The sequence below is a fragment of the Novipirellula rosea genome, from assembly GCF_039541335.1.
In the GTDB taxonomy this organism is placed as follows: domain Bacteria; phylum Planctomycetota; class Planctomycetia; order Pirellulales; family Pirellulaceae; genus Novipirellula; species Novipirellula rosea.
The window spans coordinates 109,709-129,434 of the sequence record NZ_BAABGA010000030.1 but is presented as its reverse complement, the minus strand read 5'-3'; the positions used below and the strand labels follow the sequence as shown (position 1 = coordinate 129,434).

Here is a 19,726-nt window from a genome sequence, read left to right as displayed (position 1 = left end):
GCTTAGTGAGAAGAGTGGTGCAGTCATTGAATGCGATCGTTTTTGGGCGTTTATGTTTTCCCGAGAACGAAACCTGCATTCTTTTAATATATCAAGGCCGGTAAGCGGCCCACAAGTTTTTACGATGCCAATCGCCAATTTCTAAGACGAGAAGATCGCTCGATCTAAGAGGGCGGCGGTGCAGCCGCAGGACTGGCCGCTGCCGCCGCGCTGGGATCGGCGGCTGGCGGTACCGCTGCCGGAGGCGGCCCCGCTTCGGCCGGCGCCGGTCCAGGCACAGCCGGCCCAGGTCCAGCAGGCGCAGGTCCAGGCCCAGCAGGCGCCGGTTCGGCTGGTACTGGCTCAGGTGATGCAGGTGCCGGTGCAACTGGTGCTGGCGTTGGTGCGGCTGCAGGCGGCGTTGCGGGGGCACCACTGGTCGCCGGAGACGGCAGATTTTCGTTGGAGGTCGAGGGTTTATCACCCACCAAACCTTCGACGACCGTTTCCTGGTCCACTTGATCCACCCCGAGTTTGCTTTTGTCCGGAGGATTGTAGATCGAGATCAGTCCATAGACCTCAACATCAATATCGTAGGGATTTTCGGTCGCAGGAGTTTGGGCCATCGCCACGCCTCCGCCGCCCATGCCACCATCCATGCCATCCATACCGCCCATTCCCATGCTTTCACCACCGCCGAAACCGCCACCGCTCGGCGCGCCGAATCCTCCTCCTCCGCCGCCGTCAGAGCCGCCCATATCCATTCCCATATCACCTCCGCCACCGGCGCTGGCTGCAGACGACGCTCCGGCTGGCAGCAATCGAACCTGTTTGACTTCGATCATCAACGGAGCGTTTCCACAGGCGGCAATCAGTGCAGGAACGGCCCGTTGGTCCATTCGTACCGCCATCATCACGGGAACGCGTTTGGCAACCGCCAAATTCACATCCGCAGGCGAATCACTTTCCAGTGCCGAACGCAGCGCCGCGCCAGTGATGGGAACATAGTCGGTACCGACATAACGATTGTCGCCGGGGTCGGTGGCTTCGCCCATGCCTCCCATCCCGTCCATGCCATCCATACCCATGCCCATGTCGCTACCCATGCCCATGTCCATGCCCATATCCATTCCCATGCCATCCATCCCCATGCCGGCGGTTTGCGAGGCAACTTGTTTGATCGATCCAGGGCTGACGTTCACGGAACGACCAATTTTGATCGTTTTGATTTCTCGGATCTTGGCTTCAAATGCTTCTTTGGCGTCAATGTTGACGGTGTCAATGATTTGCAGGATCTGCTTCAGAATCCAGACGTTTTCCTGCGAGTAATAGACTTGCAAAGTCGACGGACGTGATCCGCGCCAAGGGAACAAATCGGTAAGCAGTTGCTGCTGACTACCCGCACTCCACTGCACCAGCGGTTCGTTCTTGGTCCCGGAAACCGTGATCCGAGGCTTTAGCAGGTTGCGGATCCCCGAGGTGTCATCGAGTGACGGATTAAAAGTCGGGTCAAACTGCGCATTCCACTCGGCACGCGCTATGGTGGCGATTTCAGGCAAAATCAAGCCGATGTAATAGCGGTATCGATTCAAAAGCGTTGCTTCTTTCTCGAGATCCTCGGCAGGATAAGGGATGTAGCGTTCGATCGGGATCAAGTCCTTGAACTCGTCGACAAAGTCCTGCTGCAACTCTTGTGGCCAAGTCAACAGCCCTCGTTGCCGAGCGTACATTTCCGTCCAAGCTTGCAGCACTTCGTCTTCACGCGTCTCGATCAACGCCTGCATTTTCTCGTGCGATTTTGCATTGGGGTGCGTTGATAACTCGCCTTGCAAGCTGGTGACCGATGCAAACGCGCTCTTGATCTTCGACTGCTGTGAATCGGCTTCCGCCTGCAGACTTGATGTTGACAAGTACCACACCGCAATCGATGTGATCGTCACGAAACCGACTCCAATCCAGAATCCGTAACGCATCACGACGGCAAGTTGTTCTTTTAGTTGTCCCATTGGAAACTCTAACGGTTTGATTTCGGAACGGAGTTTGAATTGGTAAAGTCGCCGTTGAGGCGAACTGGATTCGCGAACGACTGTAGTCGGCGAATTACGGGATCCACCGACTACAGTATCTGCTGATTATTGGGCATTCATGGCGACGGAGTCATCCGTACCGGCTGCGGCTTCCTCGGCGGCTTTGGCTTCTTCTTCGGCCAATCGCTTGGCTTCGATTCGGTCCGACAACATCGTCGGTTGCCAAAGCACCTGGAAATCAAAATCGAGTCGAAGCACGGTCAGCGTCGGAGGGCGATTGATGATCTCTTCAAGATCGTCAAGCGTTTTGCCTTCGGGGAAATTTCGCTCGGCGATCGCAGTTTGAGCTTTATACACCTCCTCTTGATCGTACCGCGGATTGGGCACCTGAATCTGAGTCGGTTTGTCGTCACGCAGCAAGATCGGATACGACAACCCATATTCCTGAGGCGTGAATTCGATCAAGTTGCCTTGTTCGTCAGGCAATTGGAAGGACTTGTCCAAAAAGTTGGTCGTCAACAAGTTGCGAACGTGGTTGCTACCTTCATGACCCATTCGTTTGGGACTGTTGTAGTAGTGGTATCCGGTCAACTGAATCACCCAACCTGGGCCCGTTGGACCGGGCAACGCATTGAGCTCTTCAAGGTCGACCTCGCGGCCAGTGTTTTTACGAATACTGAGCAGTTCTTCCTTGTAACGCTTTTTGACGTCCTCGGTATACCACGTCGCAAGGTCTTCGAAATGTTTCGTTTCGACCTGTGTGATGTGTATCGCCTTGCGTTCATCAAAGGGCTTGCGGTTTTTGGGCTCGGGCATGACGCCGTTGGGGTACTCTTCGCGAGGAATCATGCCGTTGATCACACGCAACATTTCCAACCAAACCAATCGCCGCTCGGAATTCCCGGATACCTCTTTGCCAAGTGCATTGAGAAACGTCAGCTTGGCCTCGAGTTTTTGGTCTTCGCCCTTATGCTCGCTCGAATAGCTGGACATCTGTTGGACGACCCCTTGAGCTCCGTCCCAGTGATCGGGATGCGTCACTTCCCAATTCTTTTCGGTCAAGAAATAGTGACCAATCATGCCCAATAACAACGCGGCCAGCGCGGCGAGGGTCCAAGGTTTCTTGGCCCGAATCATCCGCTCGGTCAGAATCTCTTGTGGCACTAACGAGGCGTGCACTTGAGCCAGATCGAGACCTTGCAAACAGAGTCCATAACACACCGCGAAGGTCGGAGCGTTATCGCGAAACGTCGGAATCGACAAGACATCGTCGCCGGTCAAGCGGTTGAATCGATCAAGCGTGTCGACTTCGAAACCAAGGTTCTTGCTCAAATAGGCTGCCAAACCAGGCATTTTGACCGTATTACCCGCGACCACCATGCCGGTCACATTGGCTTGTTTGTCAATGCTGCGGAAAAATCCGATCGAACGCTGAACCTCGGTCACCAAATCATTGAACACCGGACGCATCGTTTGGAAGATCAGCTTGGGATCGACCGCTTCGCGAGCGTTGCGTTTCAGATGCTCGGCCTTGGCAAAGGTGAGCTTCAAATCCTTGGTCAATTGGCGGGTAAAGTGGTTACCGCCGATCGGCATACTACGCTGCCAGATGCGGAAACCATTGGTGATAATCAAATCACTCGAATCGGTGCCGATCGAAAGCAGCACGAGCGAATCGGGCGGATTGTCGACGTCAAAAGCTTCGTTGGCCAACCGTTCATGCAGACGGTCAAACGCAATCATGTTGTAAAGTGCCAGCGGGGCGAGCTGGATCTGGTCGACTTCGATGTCCGCTTCGACGAACGGTTGCAGCTGGCGATAAACCTGGTCGCGTTTCATCGCAAACAAGCCGACTTCGCTCTCAAGCGCGTAGCCTTCCTCGATCAAACTGCCCGGCATCATCTGGTGATCCCAGACGACGTCCGCAAGGTCAAACGGGATCTGTTGACGTGCTTCGTAGCGAACGATGTCCGCCACCTTTTTCAGCTCTACCGGCGGTGGCTTGAAAAATTTGGCCAAACCCGTTTGGCCAGGCACACTGATCACGACCTTCTCGTTGAAGCCGTCGTTGCGATCAAGCAATTGATTGATCGCGTCCGCTACCAATTCCTCAGGCACCGCTTCGGGTTGGCTAAGGATTTTGGGGTATTCGATAAAATCAAACGCATCCGCGACCACTTCGTCGTCCACGATCGAACAACGCAGCGCTTTGAGTGCTGATTGGCCGATTTCGATTCCCCATACACCGGAGCTTGAAGCCATTTAATCTTTCTCGTGGATTGCGTCAGAGAGAATGTTTGTCAACGAATAGATGAGCAGGAAAAGTTGTGAGGTCGGCTCTGAAAACGTCTCAGTTTCCAACCTGACTCGATACGTAACAGGCAGGAAACCGCAGCGCAAAATGGAGCGACAGCGACTCGCTGATGTGATGATCAAGAACCACAGCGGAGTCATTTTGACTGTATTGTAAAGGCTGGCGGTCCGTATTGCACTGTGTTTCAGCACGTTTTCTTGTGTTTGTTTGGTCGAGACGACCGGTTGTGAATGCGATTGGCCTTCCTGCCATCGCTTCCTCTGTCCATTTTAATCAAGTTGTTGATTTTCGCCCGCTGGCAAGTCCGCTCTTATTTGCCGTCGCGGCGATTTGCTACGGTACCGCTATGAAACAACGTCTGCCGTGATTCCCGGTCGTGAAGTGATTCCCGGTCGTGACGATCGGGGGGATATTGACGGCCCTGACGCTCTGCGTAGCGATTGTAGGCTCCGCGAACGACGAACGGGCAAGAAATTCAGCTGGCTCGGTGTCGCAACTCGGCCGTTCCGGCAAGAATAGACAAAAACAACCACCGAGCTATCGGGCCCTCGATCCCCTGCGTCTCGATTTCCCTACGCCTTGATTCCTTGCTTCTAGGTCCGCTGCGGCCGCATTCCTGATGCGGCCGACGCACCAATGCGGTCACCTGCAGCGGGATTCGATGAAGGGATTCGCGACAAAGCAAATAAGATAGCTGGATTGTATCGAAAACGACCCTCCTTCCAACTCAAATTTAGTCTGTTATGGCGAGCATTGACGAGTGCTGTATTTTGATCCCCGTATCGACGTTAGAGGATTTTCCCAAACATGCCGGCGAACAGGACGCACGCAGCTTGTTGGCCGCATGGACCGTGCTCTGGCACCCCGAGTTGGTGGCGGCGTCGCAGCAGACCCCTACCTGGTACCGTGCCGATAGCCCTCCGGAATTTGGTGCCGGTCGCCGTGTGATTGTTGTCCCGACGCTGAGCGTTTCGCAATTGCCAGCGGATTTCGAGGCGAATTGCCGAGCCAACGAGGCGATTCAGTGGATCACGGGGGCCGATCGCCGCGAGCTGCTCGATTCGCTTGGTTTGTCAAAATCGCCCCGTTCGTTGCAAACCGAAGAACGGACGATCCAAGCCGAAGACTTTTTCGCGCTGGGGTACGCGATGCTGCAGATCCAAGTCATGACGCGGCGGCTGCGGTACACCAGCAATTTGGATGAAATTCATTTTCAAAACAAACTTGTCACCGCAGCGGACGCGTTTGTCGCCGGCAACGCGGGCGAATGTGTCGCGGCGCTACATGATTGCTACGATGCGTTGGCCGAGGAACGTGATCACTATTTTTCGTCCGATCCCCATCTCGTCGACTTAACGTTGCTTTCCAAATCAACGCTCCCCGCATTCTTCAGTGCGTTGCAAAACGATCACGATGACGGCGGTGACGACGCGTCGGGTTCGGCAGCGGCTTCGACCAGCGTGCTGGCGACACCCCGCAACGTGCTGATCGACGCGCCGATGGCGTCCGCGATCGCGGCTTCCCACAGCGAAGGCCTCGACCGACTTGTCAGCCAACTGAACCGCGGCAATTGGGGCTGGGCCGGCGGTGGGCTCGCCGGCGACGTTAGCCTGGATGCGATGACCTATTCGGATACCGAGAACGCGATCGCCCAGGCCTACGAGGCAACGGCGACCCAGATTGGATTGCGGCCTCCGGTTTATGCACGTTACTCCGGCACGACCCCCACGGATATGACCAAAGTGATCGCGTCGCTGGGCGTGGATGGCATGATTTCGGTCGACTTCGAAAATGGCAGCGGCTTTGGGGACGAAGCCAAAGTCGTGCGAAACACCGGAGGCGTGGAAATTCATGCGTTAACCGCCAAACCGATCGATGCGTCGGGCGAATCCGCCTTCTTGGCCCTCGGCCCTCGACTTGGCGAGGCGATTGACAGTGGTGAAATCGCTACGGGGTTGCTCGTGCATTGGCCTGGCTACGAAAGTGACAGCTATCAAGATGTTCGCCGTGTTGCGTCATGGAGTCTTGTGCTGGGGCGGTTCTGGACGCTGGCGGAATACTTTCGCAGCGGCGAACAACCCTATCACCACGATCCCAGCGGGGCGGCGTCCAGCGGTGCCGATAACGCGCTGGTGTCGCAAGTCACCGGGGGACAATCCAATGCACTTTCATCGATGGTGACGCAAACGCAAAAGTCGATCGCAAATCAAAACCAAGCCAATTTGCAGGCGATGATTGCCTTGGCATCCGGCAAAGTGTGTAACGGATCAGCGGACGCATGCGACCAGACGATGCTGGCATCGATCGGACTCAAACCGAGTCAACACGGTGGGAATCTCTGTTTGATCAACCCCACGCCTTGTCCCGTTCGCCACACGGTCGCGATCGATGGCACGGCGGTCAAAGAGGAGCACATCTACGCGGTCACCGGCAGCGGAAAACAGTCGATGGTGACGGTCGATGTGCCGGCGTTTGGCTTTTCGGTGGCGCGTAACGAAGCAGGCGGCGGTTCGCGCGGTCGATCGATTGGGCAACGTCTTCGCGATGCCGTCTCGGGCGGCGGAAAATTGTGTGCGGTCGATGGCATGCTGCAAAACGCGTTCATCGAAATCGCGATCGATCCGCAAACCGGCGGGGTCAAAGGTGCTTATAGCGGCCAATCACGCGGCAATCGTTTTTCGATGCGGTTGGTGGGCGTTTCCGGGACGAAAAAGAAGAAGTCGATCGAGAACGATTCGCAAATGGTATGCGACCAGATGAAAACGATCGTCGCCAAAGCTGAACGAGGTGTGATTCGCACGATCGGTCATTTCACCAACCCCACGGGCGAAAAAATCGGTGCCTTTGAACTCGATTACCAAGTCACACGCGGTAACCGAATGCTTGACGTTCACGGCAAAATCGACGTGCTTGCCAAGCTCGAGGGTAATCCGTGGCAACACTACTTTGCCGCTCGCTGTGCCGTCGCGAACGAAGCGGTTTCGTATCGTATGATCTTGCGTGACAAAATGCACCGCACCTCCAGCCGCCGTATCGTTGCTCCGCTGGGCGTGTTGTTGGATGAAAGCGATCGTCATACCTTGGTGGCGTCGGCCGGATTGGCGTATCACCGCCGCGTCGAGGATCGATTCTTGGATACGCTACTGCAAGTCCAGGGCGAGACGCAGCGTCAGTTCACGATGCACTATGGTTTTGATCTGCCAAGTCCCGTGCTGGCCGCCCGCAGCGTCGTCAGCGAGCCACTGCAAGCGGCTGTGGAAACGGTTTCGCCGGATGCGTCACGCGGTTGGTTGATTCATGCCGCTCCAAATACAGTGTTGGTCGCCGACGTCGAATGTAGCCAGGATCGCGAAGGTAAATTTTTCGCGGTGGTGCGGCTGATTCAATCGCAATCCCAAACATGCAACACGACCGTGCGATTCTGCCGCAACGTGACCGCCGCGGTTCGGTTGGATAATCGGAGACCCTATGATGCGGACGCCCTGGCAATTCGCTTACAAGAACAATCCGAATCACCCAGAGTCGAATTCAGTGACGATCGTATCAAGCTGAGTTTGTCGGGACACGAAGTGGTCGATGTATTAGTTCAATTTGATGCGTAGCCGATGAATGCATAACCGTGTTGTCCCCCATTAGGAAGCGTTGCTTTGATGGCCTCTCGTGATTCCAAGCCGATCCTCGATTTCAAAGAGGCTGCGATCCGAAGCGGACTTGTGACGCTGAAGAAATGGAATCGTGTCGCGCAGTCGCTGTCCGATAACGGCGGCACTGCGGATGACGATGCGATGGCGGCCGAGCTGATTCAAATTGGCTTGATCACCGAATACCAAGCTCGCCAAATGCGGGCGGGCCGCACCAAGTTTAATCTCGGTCCCTACATGATTACCGATTGGATCGGTCAAGGCGGGATGGGCCAGGTTTACAAGGCGGTGCATAGCGTGATGGGACGCCAATGTGCTGTGAAAACATTGCCGCTGGATAAATTGACCCCGGAAGCCCGAGTTTCGTTTATGCGCGAAATTCGGCTGCAAGCAGGGCTGGACTGTCCCTATGTGGTCCGCGCGTTTGATGCCGGACACGATGGTAAAGTCGACTATTTAGTGACCGAGTATGTTCCCGGTGCCGATCTCCGCCGCTTGGTACGCAGCAATGGCCCGTTGACGATGGAGCACGCGGCGCTCGTCATTTCGCAAGCCGCGATGGGGCTGCAATACGCGCATGACATGGGGTTGGTTCACCGGGATGTAAAGCCTGGTAATATCCTGGTGACGCCCGACGGGCACGCAAAGGTCTCCGATATCGGCTTGGCCGCGTACAGTTTTTCGACCAGCGACGACGACCCGCGGGCTGGCAAAATCGTGGGTACCGCCGACTATCTGTCGCCCGAACAAATTCGTAATCCATCCGAGGTGGGACCGCTCAGCGACATCTATTCGCTCGGCTGTACGCTGTACTACGTGGTCGCCGGAAAGGTGCCCTTTCCAGGCGGAAACGCACGCGAAAAGTGTCGCCGTCACTGCGAACAAACGCCCTGGCATCCACGCAAATTCGCACCGGATTTATCCGAAGACTTTGTCGACGTGATTGCGGACATGATGGAAAAGGATCCGGCGAATCGCATCCCCTCGGCAAACGCAGTCGTCGAACGACTCGAGCCGTGGGCCAATCATGCGCTCGAATTTGTCAGCCGACCGATGGATCGACGCTCGTGGACGCCGCCACCGCCACCCAAAGAACCGTCGACGTCGCGTGACGTCAACGACTTCACCCCCTCGGAACCGCTCAGTCAATCCGAGGGAAGTTCGAGTTCTTCCTCGCCACACCCCATGCCATACGTTTCAGCGGCGCCGCTAGAGCGTAGTCGACGCGATGGTCCGCTCGTCACGATACTGCTAACGCTGGCGATCGCCGTGCCGATCAGTGTGTTGATCGGCGCGATTATCGGATTCGTGATCCGCGAGCGGTTCTAAGCCAAACAGCAGCGATTTCGTAGTGAACTTGTCAAAAGTTGCGGCAAGCATCCGTCGATCAAACATTTGCGCTGGGGTAGCTGCGCTCGCCAGCGCGTGGATGGTCGCCGCGCAATTGCGAATCATCTTCTGGCGAAGGTAGCTACCCTCAGAAAATGCGTCACAGCATCCCAATACAGGGGCTACTGAAACAGTGCCGCTTCCATTGCCAAACCTGGGCCAAAGCCAAGCATCAACGTCGGAGGCTTTTGTGCGTTATCGAGCAGTTCGTTCAGCACAAACAGAACCGTGGGAGACGACATGTTCCCAAACCGGCTCAATACACTTCGCGAGGCGAGCAAGTCGTCTTCGCCGAGTGAAAGTGATTCGGCACACGCATCGAGAATGCGAGGGCCGCCAGGATGGATCGCCCACGATTGGATCTCGGCCAATGATAATCCGGACTGGTTTAACCATTTTTCGAGTGGTGCGCGAGTCGAGCGGCGAATCACGTCGGGGACTTCGGCCGATAAATACATCTCGAAACCATTGTCACCAATCGCCCACGACATCATCTCTTCGGTGTCGGGGATGATCGCGGAATAGCTGCTCGTTAACGTCACCTGCTCGGCGTTGGAAGCTTTGTCGGATCCGGATCCGATCACTGCCGCCGCACCGTCGGCAAACAATGAATTCGAGACAATCCGTTGGTGATCCCAGCCATATTGTTGATGCAGACTGCACAACTCCACCGCCACGACTAACACGCGTGCCTTAGGATCGGCATCCGCATAGGCCTTGGCAACGCGGAGTCCGTTCATGGCGCCGTGGCATCCCATGAATCCGACGTTGGTGCGAGACACCGTTGCGGGTAAACCGAGTTGGCGAATCAACGCGATATCGACCCCAGGTGCATGAAATCCCGTGCAGGAAATCGTTACCAGATGGGTGATCTCGTCAGGACGAACGTCGCAATCGGCAAAGGCCTTTTGTGATGCTTCGATCGCCAACCCCTCGCCATGGTCGCGGTAGGCACCGAGTCGCTGCGCGGTCGTCGGTCCTCGGTCGGTGGCATTGTTCGCTGGCCAATAAAACGACTGGTTCGCGCGATCCAATACCGTAGTCGAGCCCGCTGGTTGCGCTTCGGCGACCTGGGATGCGGTTCCATGCAGAGCGTTTGCGGCGACCGACTCGCCATTAAATGAGGATTGAGAATCCGTTTCTAGTAGCACGCTGTGACGCGATTTGACACCCGTTCGACGATACAACGTCGATAGCAGACGCCGTTGTTGGTCAGTCTCGCAACAGATTCCGTTGGCAATTTCAGCGGAACCTTCTTGGGATACGGACAGGCTCGGGAGAGCCGTTCCCATACCATGGATCTTCATACTCATGCATTCCTCGGGGCTAGATTCTGCAATCGACTTGGCTCAATCTATTCAAAATGATGAAAGACTGGCGAATGAGGGAAGCCTAGCGAGAGTGTCGGAGGCAAATTGATGAAGAAACGCAGCGAGCCGGACCTGCTCCGCTGCTCGACGTTTCACCCTCGGTTAAGACTCTATTATCCATAGCAGAGCGAATCTGCATAATGGTAAACGAGATTTATGGGTAAAACGGTGGCTGAAATGAGTGGATCCGACCCGTACAGCGAGCTAAACGAGCGTCACCCGCCCACCAGCGATTGCAGAGTGCCGCTGGGGCACACTACATAGAGGTGTATGATGACCGCCCGTCGGGCGGCCATCATACGTCCCCTAAGCTAGGTAGCTAAACCAAATTGGCTAAACCAAGGTAGCCAAACCAAAGTAGCCAAACCAAAGTAGTTCGAATGCGAAATTCGTGACCGCGAGTCCGCCTAGACCAGGCTCATATGCCCCACAAAAGCATGGCGACGCATACCGCGTGGTAACTCTTGGTCGTGAATTTTTAGCAAAAGTATAATACTTTGCCGCGATAACCTTTTAAGCGTCGTCGCTTACGATTTCATGCTCGCGACGCCCTTGGCACGTGCTTTGACGGCAAGCTTGTAGGCTTCGTCGTGGCCGTACTTCTCGACCGAGAATCGTTGCGTCTTTCGCACACCCTTACTTGGGCTCCATTGAGCTACCCAGTATTGGTAGGTCGGCTTGGACGGCCAGCGAGAATCGACTTCTTCGACAAGCCGAACCCCGACGACGCCGGAGGTGTTATTTGAACGAACAATTTTCGACAATTGTTGTGGCGTGTAGCCCTTCAACTTGCTTTCCAACTCGTCGCGGAATTTTTTCGCAGCAGCTTGTGCTTTGCGTTTTCCACCATATTCGTTGTCAGCAAAAAACTTGGTGTGCTTCTTTCCCTTGCGCATTAAACGCACAAGGAAGCCCCCAGAACTGTCACGGTCAATCCGTGTGATGTTTCGATTCGCACTCATCGATGTTCAACTACATTACGAGTAAAAACGGGTGTCTAACTGATGGGTTCAATTGTAGACGCCAAAAACAACTTGCCAGAGACGTTCACTATGATGTACACCTGTCTTGGCGCAAAAATTACGCAAAAAAATTGCGATAGGTTACATCGGAGAGTGTTTTCTACCCCTGTCTGGGGATTTGAAACGCGATGTGAAGTGACAACCGACTTAATCGACAGTGCATTGACTTTGTCAAACCTACGCCTCTGAGGTGCTCTCCGGCGCTTCATCTCGACCACCCAAACCGACTCGGATGGGCTGCACGATTCGTCCTTCGAAGCGATGACTCTGACGAAATGTTTTTAACCCGCGTCCCACGATTTGCATCGCTCGGGGTTCGCCCGACGCGAAGACGTCGTTCCAATCCGTCGGCACTCTCGCTCGCTCCGGTTGCATCAAGATGACCTTTGCCGTGCCTTCGTAAATCCGAAAGGGTCCATCGGAGCTTGGGCTCCGGCGAGCTCAACCAGACATCAATCTATTGCATTGGATAGATCGCGACAAGAATATCGCATCGGTATGTCACAACGTGTGATTGCCACGCAACCGGTTCGAAGATCCAGGCGTCCAAGTCGTGAACACGTCGACGGCAAGGAAGACCGACGTCAAAATGGTGACACCCATGCACATGCCACCCACCGTGACGGTCAGCCCGGTCGTATCGGTAGGGGCAATCGAATTCGTCGGGGCAATCGCCTCTGCTCAAAGTCTCGACTCAATTCGCTGCGGCGCTTTCTGTCGGCGACCGATCCTCGTCATCGCTCGCTGGAATGTCGGACGGTGATTATCGGACGTACGGATTGTTCGGACATATTAATTGTTCCGACATATTGATTGTTTGGACGTTGCCGGTGACGCGAATCGATCCATCGGCGTAAAGAGTCCAACAAACTTGGATGAAGAGTGTGTGTGGAAACGGCGGTGCCGGTCGTTGGATCAGCGTGCAACCATCGGGTCAGATTCGCCAGAAACCACCGATGCCGCATCACCCTCGTCCGTCTCTTTTGCTCGGCAAATGCGAGCTCAGACGTTGATTCTTCTCGGGAATCGCATGTCGTCGCAGCGGATCACGTCTTGCATGCTCGGGACCACCCGCCGGGGTGTCGAGCGGATGCACGGCGGCGGTTGCTGGGGCGTTGGCGTTTCTTATCATTGCAGCCGCTCAAACATGGCCGTCTCCGCCGTTGTATGATGCATGTCCCTGGGATGGACTTCCGCAGGCCATGTTCCGGCACCGCGATTCCTTTCTCTAAAACACTCCCCGCCCAAAACCTTTCCTCAAGGATCTTTGACCCATGACATCCACAGCCAAACCGAAGCAACGTAGGTATGGAATCGAGCGTCGCGACTTCTTGCGTTATATGGCGGCCGTGTCTGCGATTCCAACGCTGGCGCTGCGAGCTCAGGGCGAAGTCACCGAGAAGCCGCACTTCAGCGACAATCCATTTACACTGGGCGTTGCATCGGGCGATCCGGCTCCGGACGGAGTGGTGATTTGGACGCGATTGGCGGTCAAACCACTTGAACAGGGTGGGATGCAAAGCAAAACGGTGCGGACGCGGTGGGAAGTCGCCACCGACGAATCCTTCGCCCATGTCGTGCGTCACGGCGATGCCGTTGCGACCCCCGCACTTGGGCACTCGGTGCATGTCGAAGTGGACGGGCTGAAACCTCATCGTTGGTACTTCTATCGCTTTCACGCGGGCAACGAAACCAGCCCCGTTGGCCGCACTCGCACCGCTCCGGCAATCGATACCACGCCCGACCGCGTCCGATTTGCCTTTACATCATGTCAACATTACGAGACGGGCTACTTTAACGGTTACCCTCACATGCAACGCGAAGATCTCGATCTGGTCGTTCACCTAGGGGACTACATTTACGAATATGCGGGTGCGGATAAGCGTCCACGTAAACATATTGGCGGCGAAATTGAATCGCTCGATGATTATCGGACTCGTTATTCGCAGTATCGGCTCGACGAAACGCTGCAAGAAACCCATCGGTTGTTTCCTTGGCTGGTCACCTGGGACGACCACGAGTTCGATAACAACTACGCGAACCTTGTCTCGGAACAGGATGGCGTCTCACCGGAAGCCTTCTTGGCTCGACGCGCAGCTGCCTATCAAGCCTACTACGAATTTATGCCGCTGCGGCGAAGCTCGTTTCCGCAAGGGCCGAACATGACGCTCTACCGAGGTTGCCAATACGGACGGCTTGCCAATTTTCATGTGCTCGATACCCGGCAATACCGCACCGACCAACCCAATGGCGATCATCAGAAACCGTTGACCGGAAAAGTGTTTGATCAGAAAGCAACGATGCTGGGCGATCGACAAGAGAAATGGCTCATGCAAAGTTTGCTCGCGTCGTCGTCGACATGGAACGTGCTGGCCCAACAAGTCATGATGGCTCCGCTGAATCGCGGCGAAGGGGACGACCGCCGCTACAGCATGGATCAATGGCCCGGCTATGAAGTGAACCGCCGCCGGTTGTTAAACTTCTTTCACGAGAAATCGATCTCCAACCCTGTCGTGCTGACCGGCGACATCCATGTGAATTGGGTCAACGATCTGCAACTCGATTTCCAAAATCCCAATTCGCCATTGGTCGGGACCGAATTAGTCGGAACCGCGATGACCTCGGGCGGCAACGGCGGCAATGTGATTCCCGAGTATGAACGTGCCGCAGCCCAAAACGACTTCGTTCGCTGGTACAATTCCAACCGCGGCTATGTCTCGTGCGCCATCACTCCGCAATCGTGGACCTCGCACTTCCGCACCACCCCGTTCGTCGACAAGCCCGGTTCTCCGATCGAGACCAAGGCGTCGTTCGTAATCGAAAACGGAAAACCCGGCGCCGTTCAGGTGTAGTTCCGAAATGTCAGTCCCCACCGAAGGTCCTAAGCACAGGCGGTAGTCCTGTTTGCATCTTCGATGGCACTGCTGCCGCGTTTTGGACTGCCGGTACCTCGATCGCGAGGTTCCGGCTGATGATTCTGAAATGGGTGGCTGACGTCTGCGGAAACGCGACGATAGAATATGTCAAGCTTTCTTTAATTTCTGACTTGCCAGTTTGATCAGTGCACTGCCTCAACTCGGATGGGTGGAGACGCTGCGAAAGAAACAAACCTTGCAATCTCTGTGTGCTGTGGAGCTGACGAGCTCTTTTCGTTCATGAAACTTTGGCAATTTCTGTTACTTGCGTCGATCGCACTGCTGTCGTTACCTGCAAAAACGACGGATACCAAGTCGCTATCGATTGAGGTCAACCGTCCGGCCAATATCGCAAAGACGAAAACTCCAATCGCTGTCGACGGGATTTCGTTTGCGCTGAAAGCCACGGAAACAATTGACTTCGATTCCGGCTCCACAACTCAGCGATCAGTATCGCAGATTGACTTAGGGTCAAAGTTGGATCTAGGCATTCCATCGCTAGTACCGATGTTTGCCCTCACAACGTCGCTGCCGCTGACCACGGTTTGGCTTTCGAAGCCTTCCGCGTCGTATGACGAACGCTTATTGGACGTTGCTGGTTTGTCGGAACTGCGACTGCTTCCACACTGGACAGTTGCTCAAACGTTGCGACTGCGTGATTCGAAAGCCTCTCTTCTTACGCTGTGTATTCGATTGCAGGTTTAGAGTTCACACTGGTCCGATCGCGGGCTTGGTTCGGACAGATTGTCTGAATCAACGCATCGGTGTGTTACGTCTTTTTACTCTCTGCAACCTTTCTCGAGCACAACTTGCTCCGCAGCGACTGCGATTGTTCTCTGTTCCCATGGGCTTTCAGAGGATGATAGTGGGGCTCGCTGGGCAAAGCAAAAAACTACCATGAGTCGATCCACGCATCCCAAGTCCACGCATCCCAAGTCCAAGCATCCCAAATCACGTTCATTTAAACATTCGTTGCCACCGTCCAAGACATGGTTCGGTCGAATGTCTTTTGGGATTTTGCTCTGTTTTTTCTTGGCAACACCGGTCTTGTTTTATGGCGCCGCACGAGCGGTTCAGAGCAATAACAACCAAGTAGGCGATTGGTTGCCGGCGGCCTTTCGTGAAACGGAGCAGCTGAATTGGTACCGCCAGCATTTTGCGAGCGACCAGTTCGTCGTGCTTAGTTGGGATGGCTGTAAGATTGATGGTCCCATCAGCGAAGATGGCAGAGTACCGGCAGACCCTCGAATTGATCAACTCGCCAATTTGTTGATCTCGGATTCACCCGTCGGCGGAAAACAAGATGCACAACCTTACCGCCACTACTTCAAATCAATCTACACAGGACCTCGACTGCTCGAATATCTGTCCGAAACGGAGTCGGGGATTCCGTTTGACATCGCAAAGCAGCGACTGGTCGGTTCCTTCCTGGGGCCAGACCGTCAACAGACATGTTTGTTGATCACGTTGTCTGACGCTGCACTGCCGAACCTACGTCAGGTGTTAGCAAGACCGATGGTCGGACCGCTCGGTTTTCAGCACCCAGCCGGCGTCTTGTTCACGGCGTTAGGAAACTGTGAGATCGACGCAGATCAAGCACGACTGGGCGGTCCCCCCGTCGACAACGTGGCCATTGACGAAGAAGGCGAACGAACACTGATCCGGTTGGCCGGACTTTCCGGCTTGCTTGGCCTAACGCTCTCGTGGTGGTCGCTACGTAGCGTTCGCTTGACATGCATTGTCTTTAGTTGCGGCATCCTGAGTGCTGCTGCGGGACTTGCCTCGTTGTGGATCGCGGGCACCAACACCGACGCGATCGTGCTTTCGATGCCTGCGCTCGTTTACGTGCTCGGAATCTCGGGCGCGGTTCACCTGATCAATTACTACCGCGATGCAATTGGCGACGTGGGGCCAAAGGCGGCGCCGGGCAAGGCGATCGCGATGGGGTGGAAACCGGCTGTGTTGTGTTCGCTGACAACCGCCTTTGGCCTGTTGTCTCTGTGTGCGAGTGAGTTGACTCCGATCCAAAAGTTTGGCTTCTACTCAGCAATCGGCGTGATGGAGATGTTGATTGTATTGTTTCTGTTCTTACCCGCGGCGCTGTACATGTGGCCTGACAAGCTACCTGTGGCCTCGATCCGGATCAAAGGCAAGTCGAAATCCCGCGAGGCCACTGTGCCAGCATCCGATGGCCGGATGCAACGGTTCTGGGACACGCTTTGCGATGTGATCCTACGACACCACGCGTTGGTCGCGATCACATTCCTCGTGTTGATCGTGGGGCTTGTCAGCGGGCTTCGCTACTACCGCACCTCGATTGACTTGATGAAACTGTTCGGTAAGGAAGCCAGGATTCTGAAGGACTATCGCTGGATCGAAGCAAACCTTGGCCCTTTGGTTCCTGTTGAGATTGTGCTGGGATTTGATTCGGAATCGATTGCCAAAACGGGCGAATCGACATCAAGTGGACAAGATGGCAAAGCGGTATGGACGCTGCTTGAACGCATGAACATCGTTGCTGCCACACAGCGAACGATTGAGCAAAAGTTTGGGGCTCACGGCAACAACGTGATCGGCCCCACGATGTCGGCGCTGACGTTTGTTCCACCGCTCCCGCGTCAAAACCGAAGTATGGGGTCGTTTGTTCAACGAAAATTAATGAACCGAAAGTTGGAGCAGGCCTACGATTCCCTTTCCAACAGCGGCTATATGGCTTTCGACAAAGATTCGAACCGCGAGCTTTGGCGAATCAGTCTTCGCGTGGCGGCGTTTAAAGACGTTGACTACGGTCAGTTTACGGAATCGCTCAAAGCTTTGGTTGATCCGGCAATCACTCAAGCCGCAGCCAAGTATGCAAAGACGGACGGATCGATTCACCAAGTGAACCATGTCTCGGCCCGTTCCGATCAATCTGCGATTACAACCGTGTACACTGGCGTTGTGCCGATTGTATATAAAGCACAAACGGCGCTGCTTCGCAGTTTGATCAGTAGTACCGTTTGGTCGTTTCTCACAATCACTCCGCTATTGATGCTCGTTTCGCGAGGCTTCTTCGCGGGCATGGTCGCGATGCTTCCCAACGTGCTTCCGGTGCTGGTCGTGTTTGGCGGGATCAGCTGGCTCGGGCAGCCTGTGGAAATCGGATCGATGATGGCGGCGAGTATCGCGCTCGGGGTGGCAGTGGATGACACGATCCATTACTTGACGTGGTTCCGAGTCAGTTTAAATCGAGATGGCGATCGTCTGAACGCCATTCGCAGTGCCTATCATCACTGCGCGACCCCCACATTGCAGGCCACGCTGATTAACGGTCTAGGTTTGTCGGTATTTATGGTCAGTACCTTTTCGCCGACAAAGCAGTTCGGTTATCTGATGCTTGTGATTCTTTTTGCCGGAGCGATTGCCGAGCTCTTGTTGTTACCGGCTCTATTGGCGGGACCCGTTGGGCAAGTCTTCAAGCCGTCTCAAAAAAATGCGGATAAGATTATGCAACATCCCGACTCCGCTAGGAAGTCCAACGTCACCACGGTGGCAACGTAAATACACAGCATCCGCCGCAGCTTTTGCTAAGTAACGCGAACTCAAGCACTCGAATCATTCCTCATTCCCAAACTTCCTCATCCCCAAAGTATTGAATCACAAGGAAAACCATGTCCAATCCCACTTTGTCGACGATGCCTTGGTGGAGACAACTTGATCGCTATCAATGGTTTGTCTTCGTCGTCGCGTCGCTGGCTTGGTTGTTCGATTGTTTGGATCAACAACTATTCTTGATTGCTCGCAACGATGCGATCACGTCACTGATGCCGCCGGGCACTGGGCAGACAGACATAAAACTTTACGGTGGTTACGCGACATCGATATTCGTGATTGGATGGGCGACGGGCGGTTTGATCTTTGGATCACTCGGCGATCGGATAGGCCGAGCTCGGACGTTGACAATTAGCGTGTTGATGTATTCGGTCTGCACCGGATTGTCGGCGTTATCGGCCGGTTGGATCGATTTTGCAATGTTCCGCTTCCTCACCGGCTTGGGCGTCGGAGGGGTGTTCGGTTTGGCCGTCGCCTTGGTTGCCGATACCGTTCCCCCCTCGGCACGGACGGCAGCACTTGGCACGCTGCAAGCCCTGTCGGCCGTTGGCAACGTGACTGCTGCAATCATCGGCATCGTGATTGGCAAAATGGTCGTCGCTGGAAATATCTCGCCCGAAAACAGCTGGAAAGTCATTTTTCTGGTCGGTTCGATTCCCGCGCTACTGTGCGTGTTTATTCAAATGCGATTGAAAGAACCAGAGAAATGGGTTGCCGCGCGACAGGCGGGCAAGGCAACCGGGGTGCGATTCGGATCTTATGCTTCGATGTTAAGCGATCCGCGTTGGCGAAAGCACTCAATATTTGGAATGATGTTGTGTGTCGCCGGTGTGATCGGCCTATGGGGCATTGGTTTCTTTAGTCCCGAATTGGTAGGCGATGTCATCGGGAATTCGCTTCGCCAAGCAGGAACGTCCGAAAGCGAAATTGCAGGAGCCCGAAGCTATTGGATCTCGGTCAATATGATTGTACAGAACCTCGGATCCTTCTCTGGGATGTTGTTCTTTACTTGGTTGACGCAAAAGATTGGACGCAGGCCTGCCTTCGTAATCGGATACATAGCTGCAATGCTAACGACGATCGCCTACTTTCAAACCTTCAGCGGCGTCAACGACATTTGGAAAAGCGGACTGATGGGGTTTTGCCAATTGGGTCTGTTTGCGCTTTTTGCGATCTATTTGCCTGAACTGTTTCCCACCCGGCTACGCAGCACGGGAACCAGTTTCTGCTACAACGTGGGACGCTTTTTGGCCGCTAGCGGTCCCGTCACGCTGGGATATCTACAATGGTTTTTGGTGCCCAAGGATGCGGTGGCCGATCAGCGGATCGATGCCCTGCGAGACGCGGCCAGCTATATGAGCGTGATCTTTCTGTTGGGGATCGTCGCGGTTGCCTTCCTGCCCGAAACAAAGGATCAGCCGCTGCCCGAAGACGTATAAGGCAAACCTTGCAATTAGATCTGAGAGTAAAAATCCCAT

Annotated in this window: 10 protein-coding genes; 6 read left to right on the top strand and 4 right to left on the bottom strand. The window is 54.9% G+C overall.

The window, feature by feature from the left end:
• Positions 1 to 164: 164 nt before the first annotated feature.
• Entirely contained in the window at positions 165 to 1,985 is a 1,821-nt protein-coding gene (locus ABD971_RS11935; protein ID WP_345322312.1) for a hypothetical protein, read from the bottom strand.
• Positions 1,986 to 2,111: 126 nt separating this feature from the next.
• Positions 2,112 to 4,268 (bottom strand): type IV pilus assembly protein PilM, encoded by a 2,157-nt coding sequence (gene pilM / locus ABD971_RS11930; protein ID WP_339945663.1) that lies wholly within the window; start codon positions 4,266 to 4,268, stop codon positions 2,112 to 2,114.
• A gap of 795 nt (positions 4,269 to 5,063) precedes the next feature.
• Here pilM and ABD971_RS11925 point away from each other — a divergent pair.
• Entirely contained in the window at positions 5,064 to 7,922 is a 2,859-nt protein-coding gene (locus tag ABD971_RS11925; RefSeq protein ID WP_345322310.1) for a hypothetical protein, read from the top strand.
• A gap of 48 nt (positions 7,923 to 7,970) precedes the next feature.
• Positions 7,971 to 9,290: a serine/threonine-protein kinase gene (locus ABD971_RS11920; protein WP_345322308.1), complete on the top strand. Its 1,320-nt coding sequence runs from the start codon at positions 7,971 to 7,973 to the stop codon at positions 9,288 to 9,290.
• A gap of 182 nt (positions 9,291 to 9,472) precedes the next feature.
• Here ABD971_RS11920 and ABD971_RS11915 read toward each other — a convergent pair whose 3' ends face one another.
• Together ABD971_RS11915 and ABD971_RS11910 are read right to left on the bottom strand one after the other, a co-directional pair.
• Positions 9,473 to 10,663: a type III polyketide synthase gene (locus ABD971_RS11915; protein WP_345322306.1), complete on the bottom strand. Its 1,191-nt coding sequence runs from the start codon at positions 10,661 to 10,663 to the stop codon at positions 9,473 to 9,475.
• A gap of 584 nt (positions 10,664 to 11,247) precedes the next feature.
• Entirely contained in the window at positions 11,248 to 11,682 is a 435-nt protein-coding gene (locus ABD971_RS11910; protein WP_052031703.1) for an AP2/ERF family transcription factor, read from the bottom strand.
• Between the two features lie 1,334 nt (positions 11,683 to 13,016).
• On the opposite strand from ABD971_RS11910, the gene ABD971_RS11905 reads away from it, so the two are divergent.
• The 4 genes from ABD971_RS11905 to ABD971_RS11890 all read left to right on the top strand — a co-directional run bounded on the left by ABD971_RS11905 (position 13,017) and on the right by ABD971_RS11890 (position 19,687).
• Entirely contained in the window at positions 13,017 to 14,594 is a 1,578-nt protein-coding gene (locus tag ABD971_RS11905) for an alkaline phosphatase D family protein (protein WP_345322303.1), read from the top strand.
• Positions 14,595 to 14,897: 303 nt separating this feature from the next.
• The gene (locus ABD971_RS11900; RefSeq protein ID WP_345322301.1) at positions 14,898 to 15,362 is read left to right on the top strand and encodes a hypothetical protein; all 465 of its coding nucleotides are present in this window, start codon (positions 14,898 to 14,900) and stop codon (positions 15,360 to 15,362) included.
• A 192-nt stretch (positions 15,363 to 15,554) separates the two neighbouring features.
• Positions 15,555 to 18,197 carry an efflux RND transporter permease subunit gene (locus ABD971_RS11895; protein ID WP_345322299.1) on the top strand — a complete coding sequence of 881 codons (2,643 nt, stop codon included), beginning with the start codon at positions 15,555 to 15,557 and terminating at the stop codon, positions 18,195 to 18,197.
• Between the two features lie 110 nt (positions 18,198 to 18,307).
• The gene (locus ABD971_RS11890; RefSeq protein ID WP_345322297.1) at positions 18,308 to 19,687 is read left to right on the top strand and encodes an MFS transporter; all 1,380 of its coding nucleotides are present in this window, start codon (positions 18,308 to 18,310) and stop codon (positions 19,685 to 19,687) included.
• Positions 19,688 to 19,726: the final 39 nt, after the last annotated feature.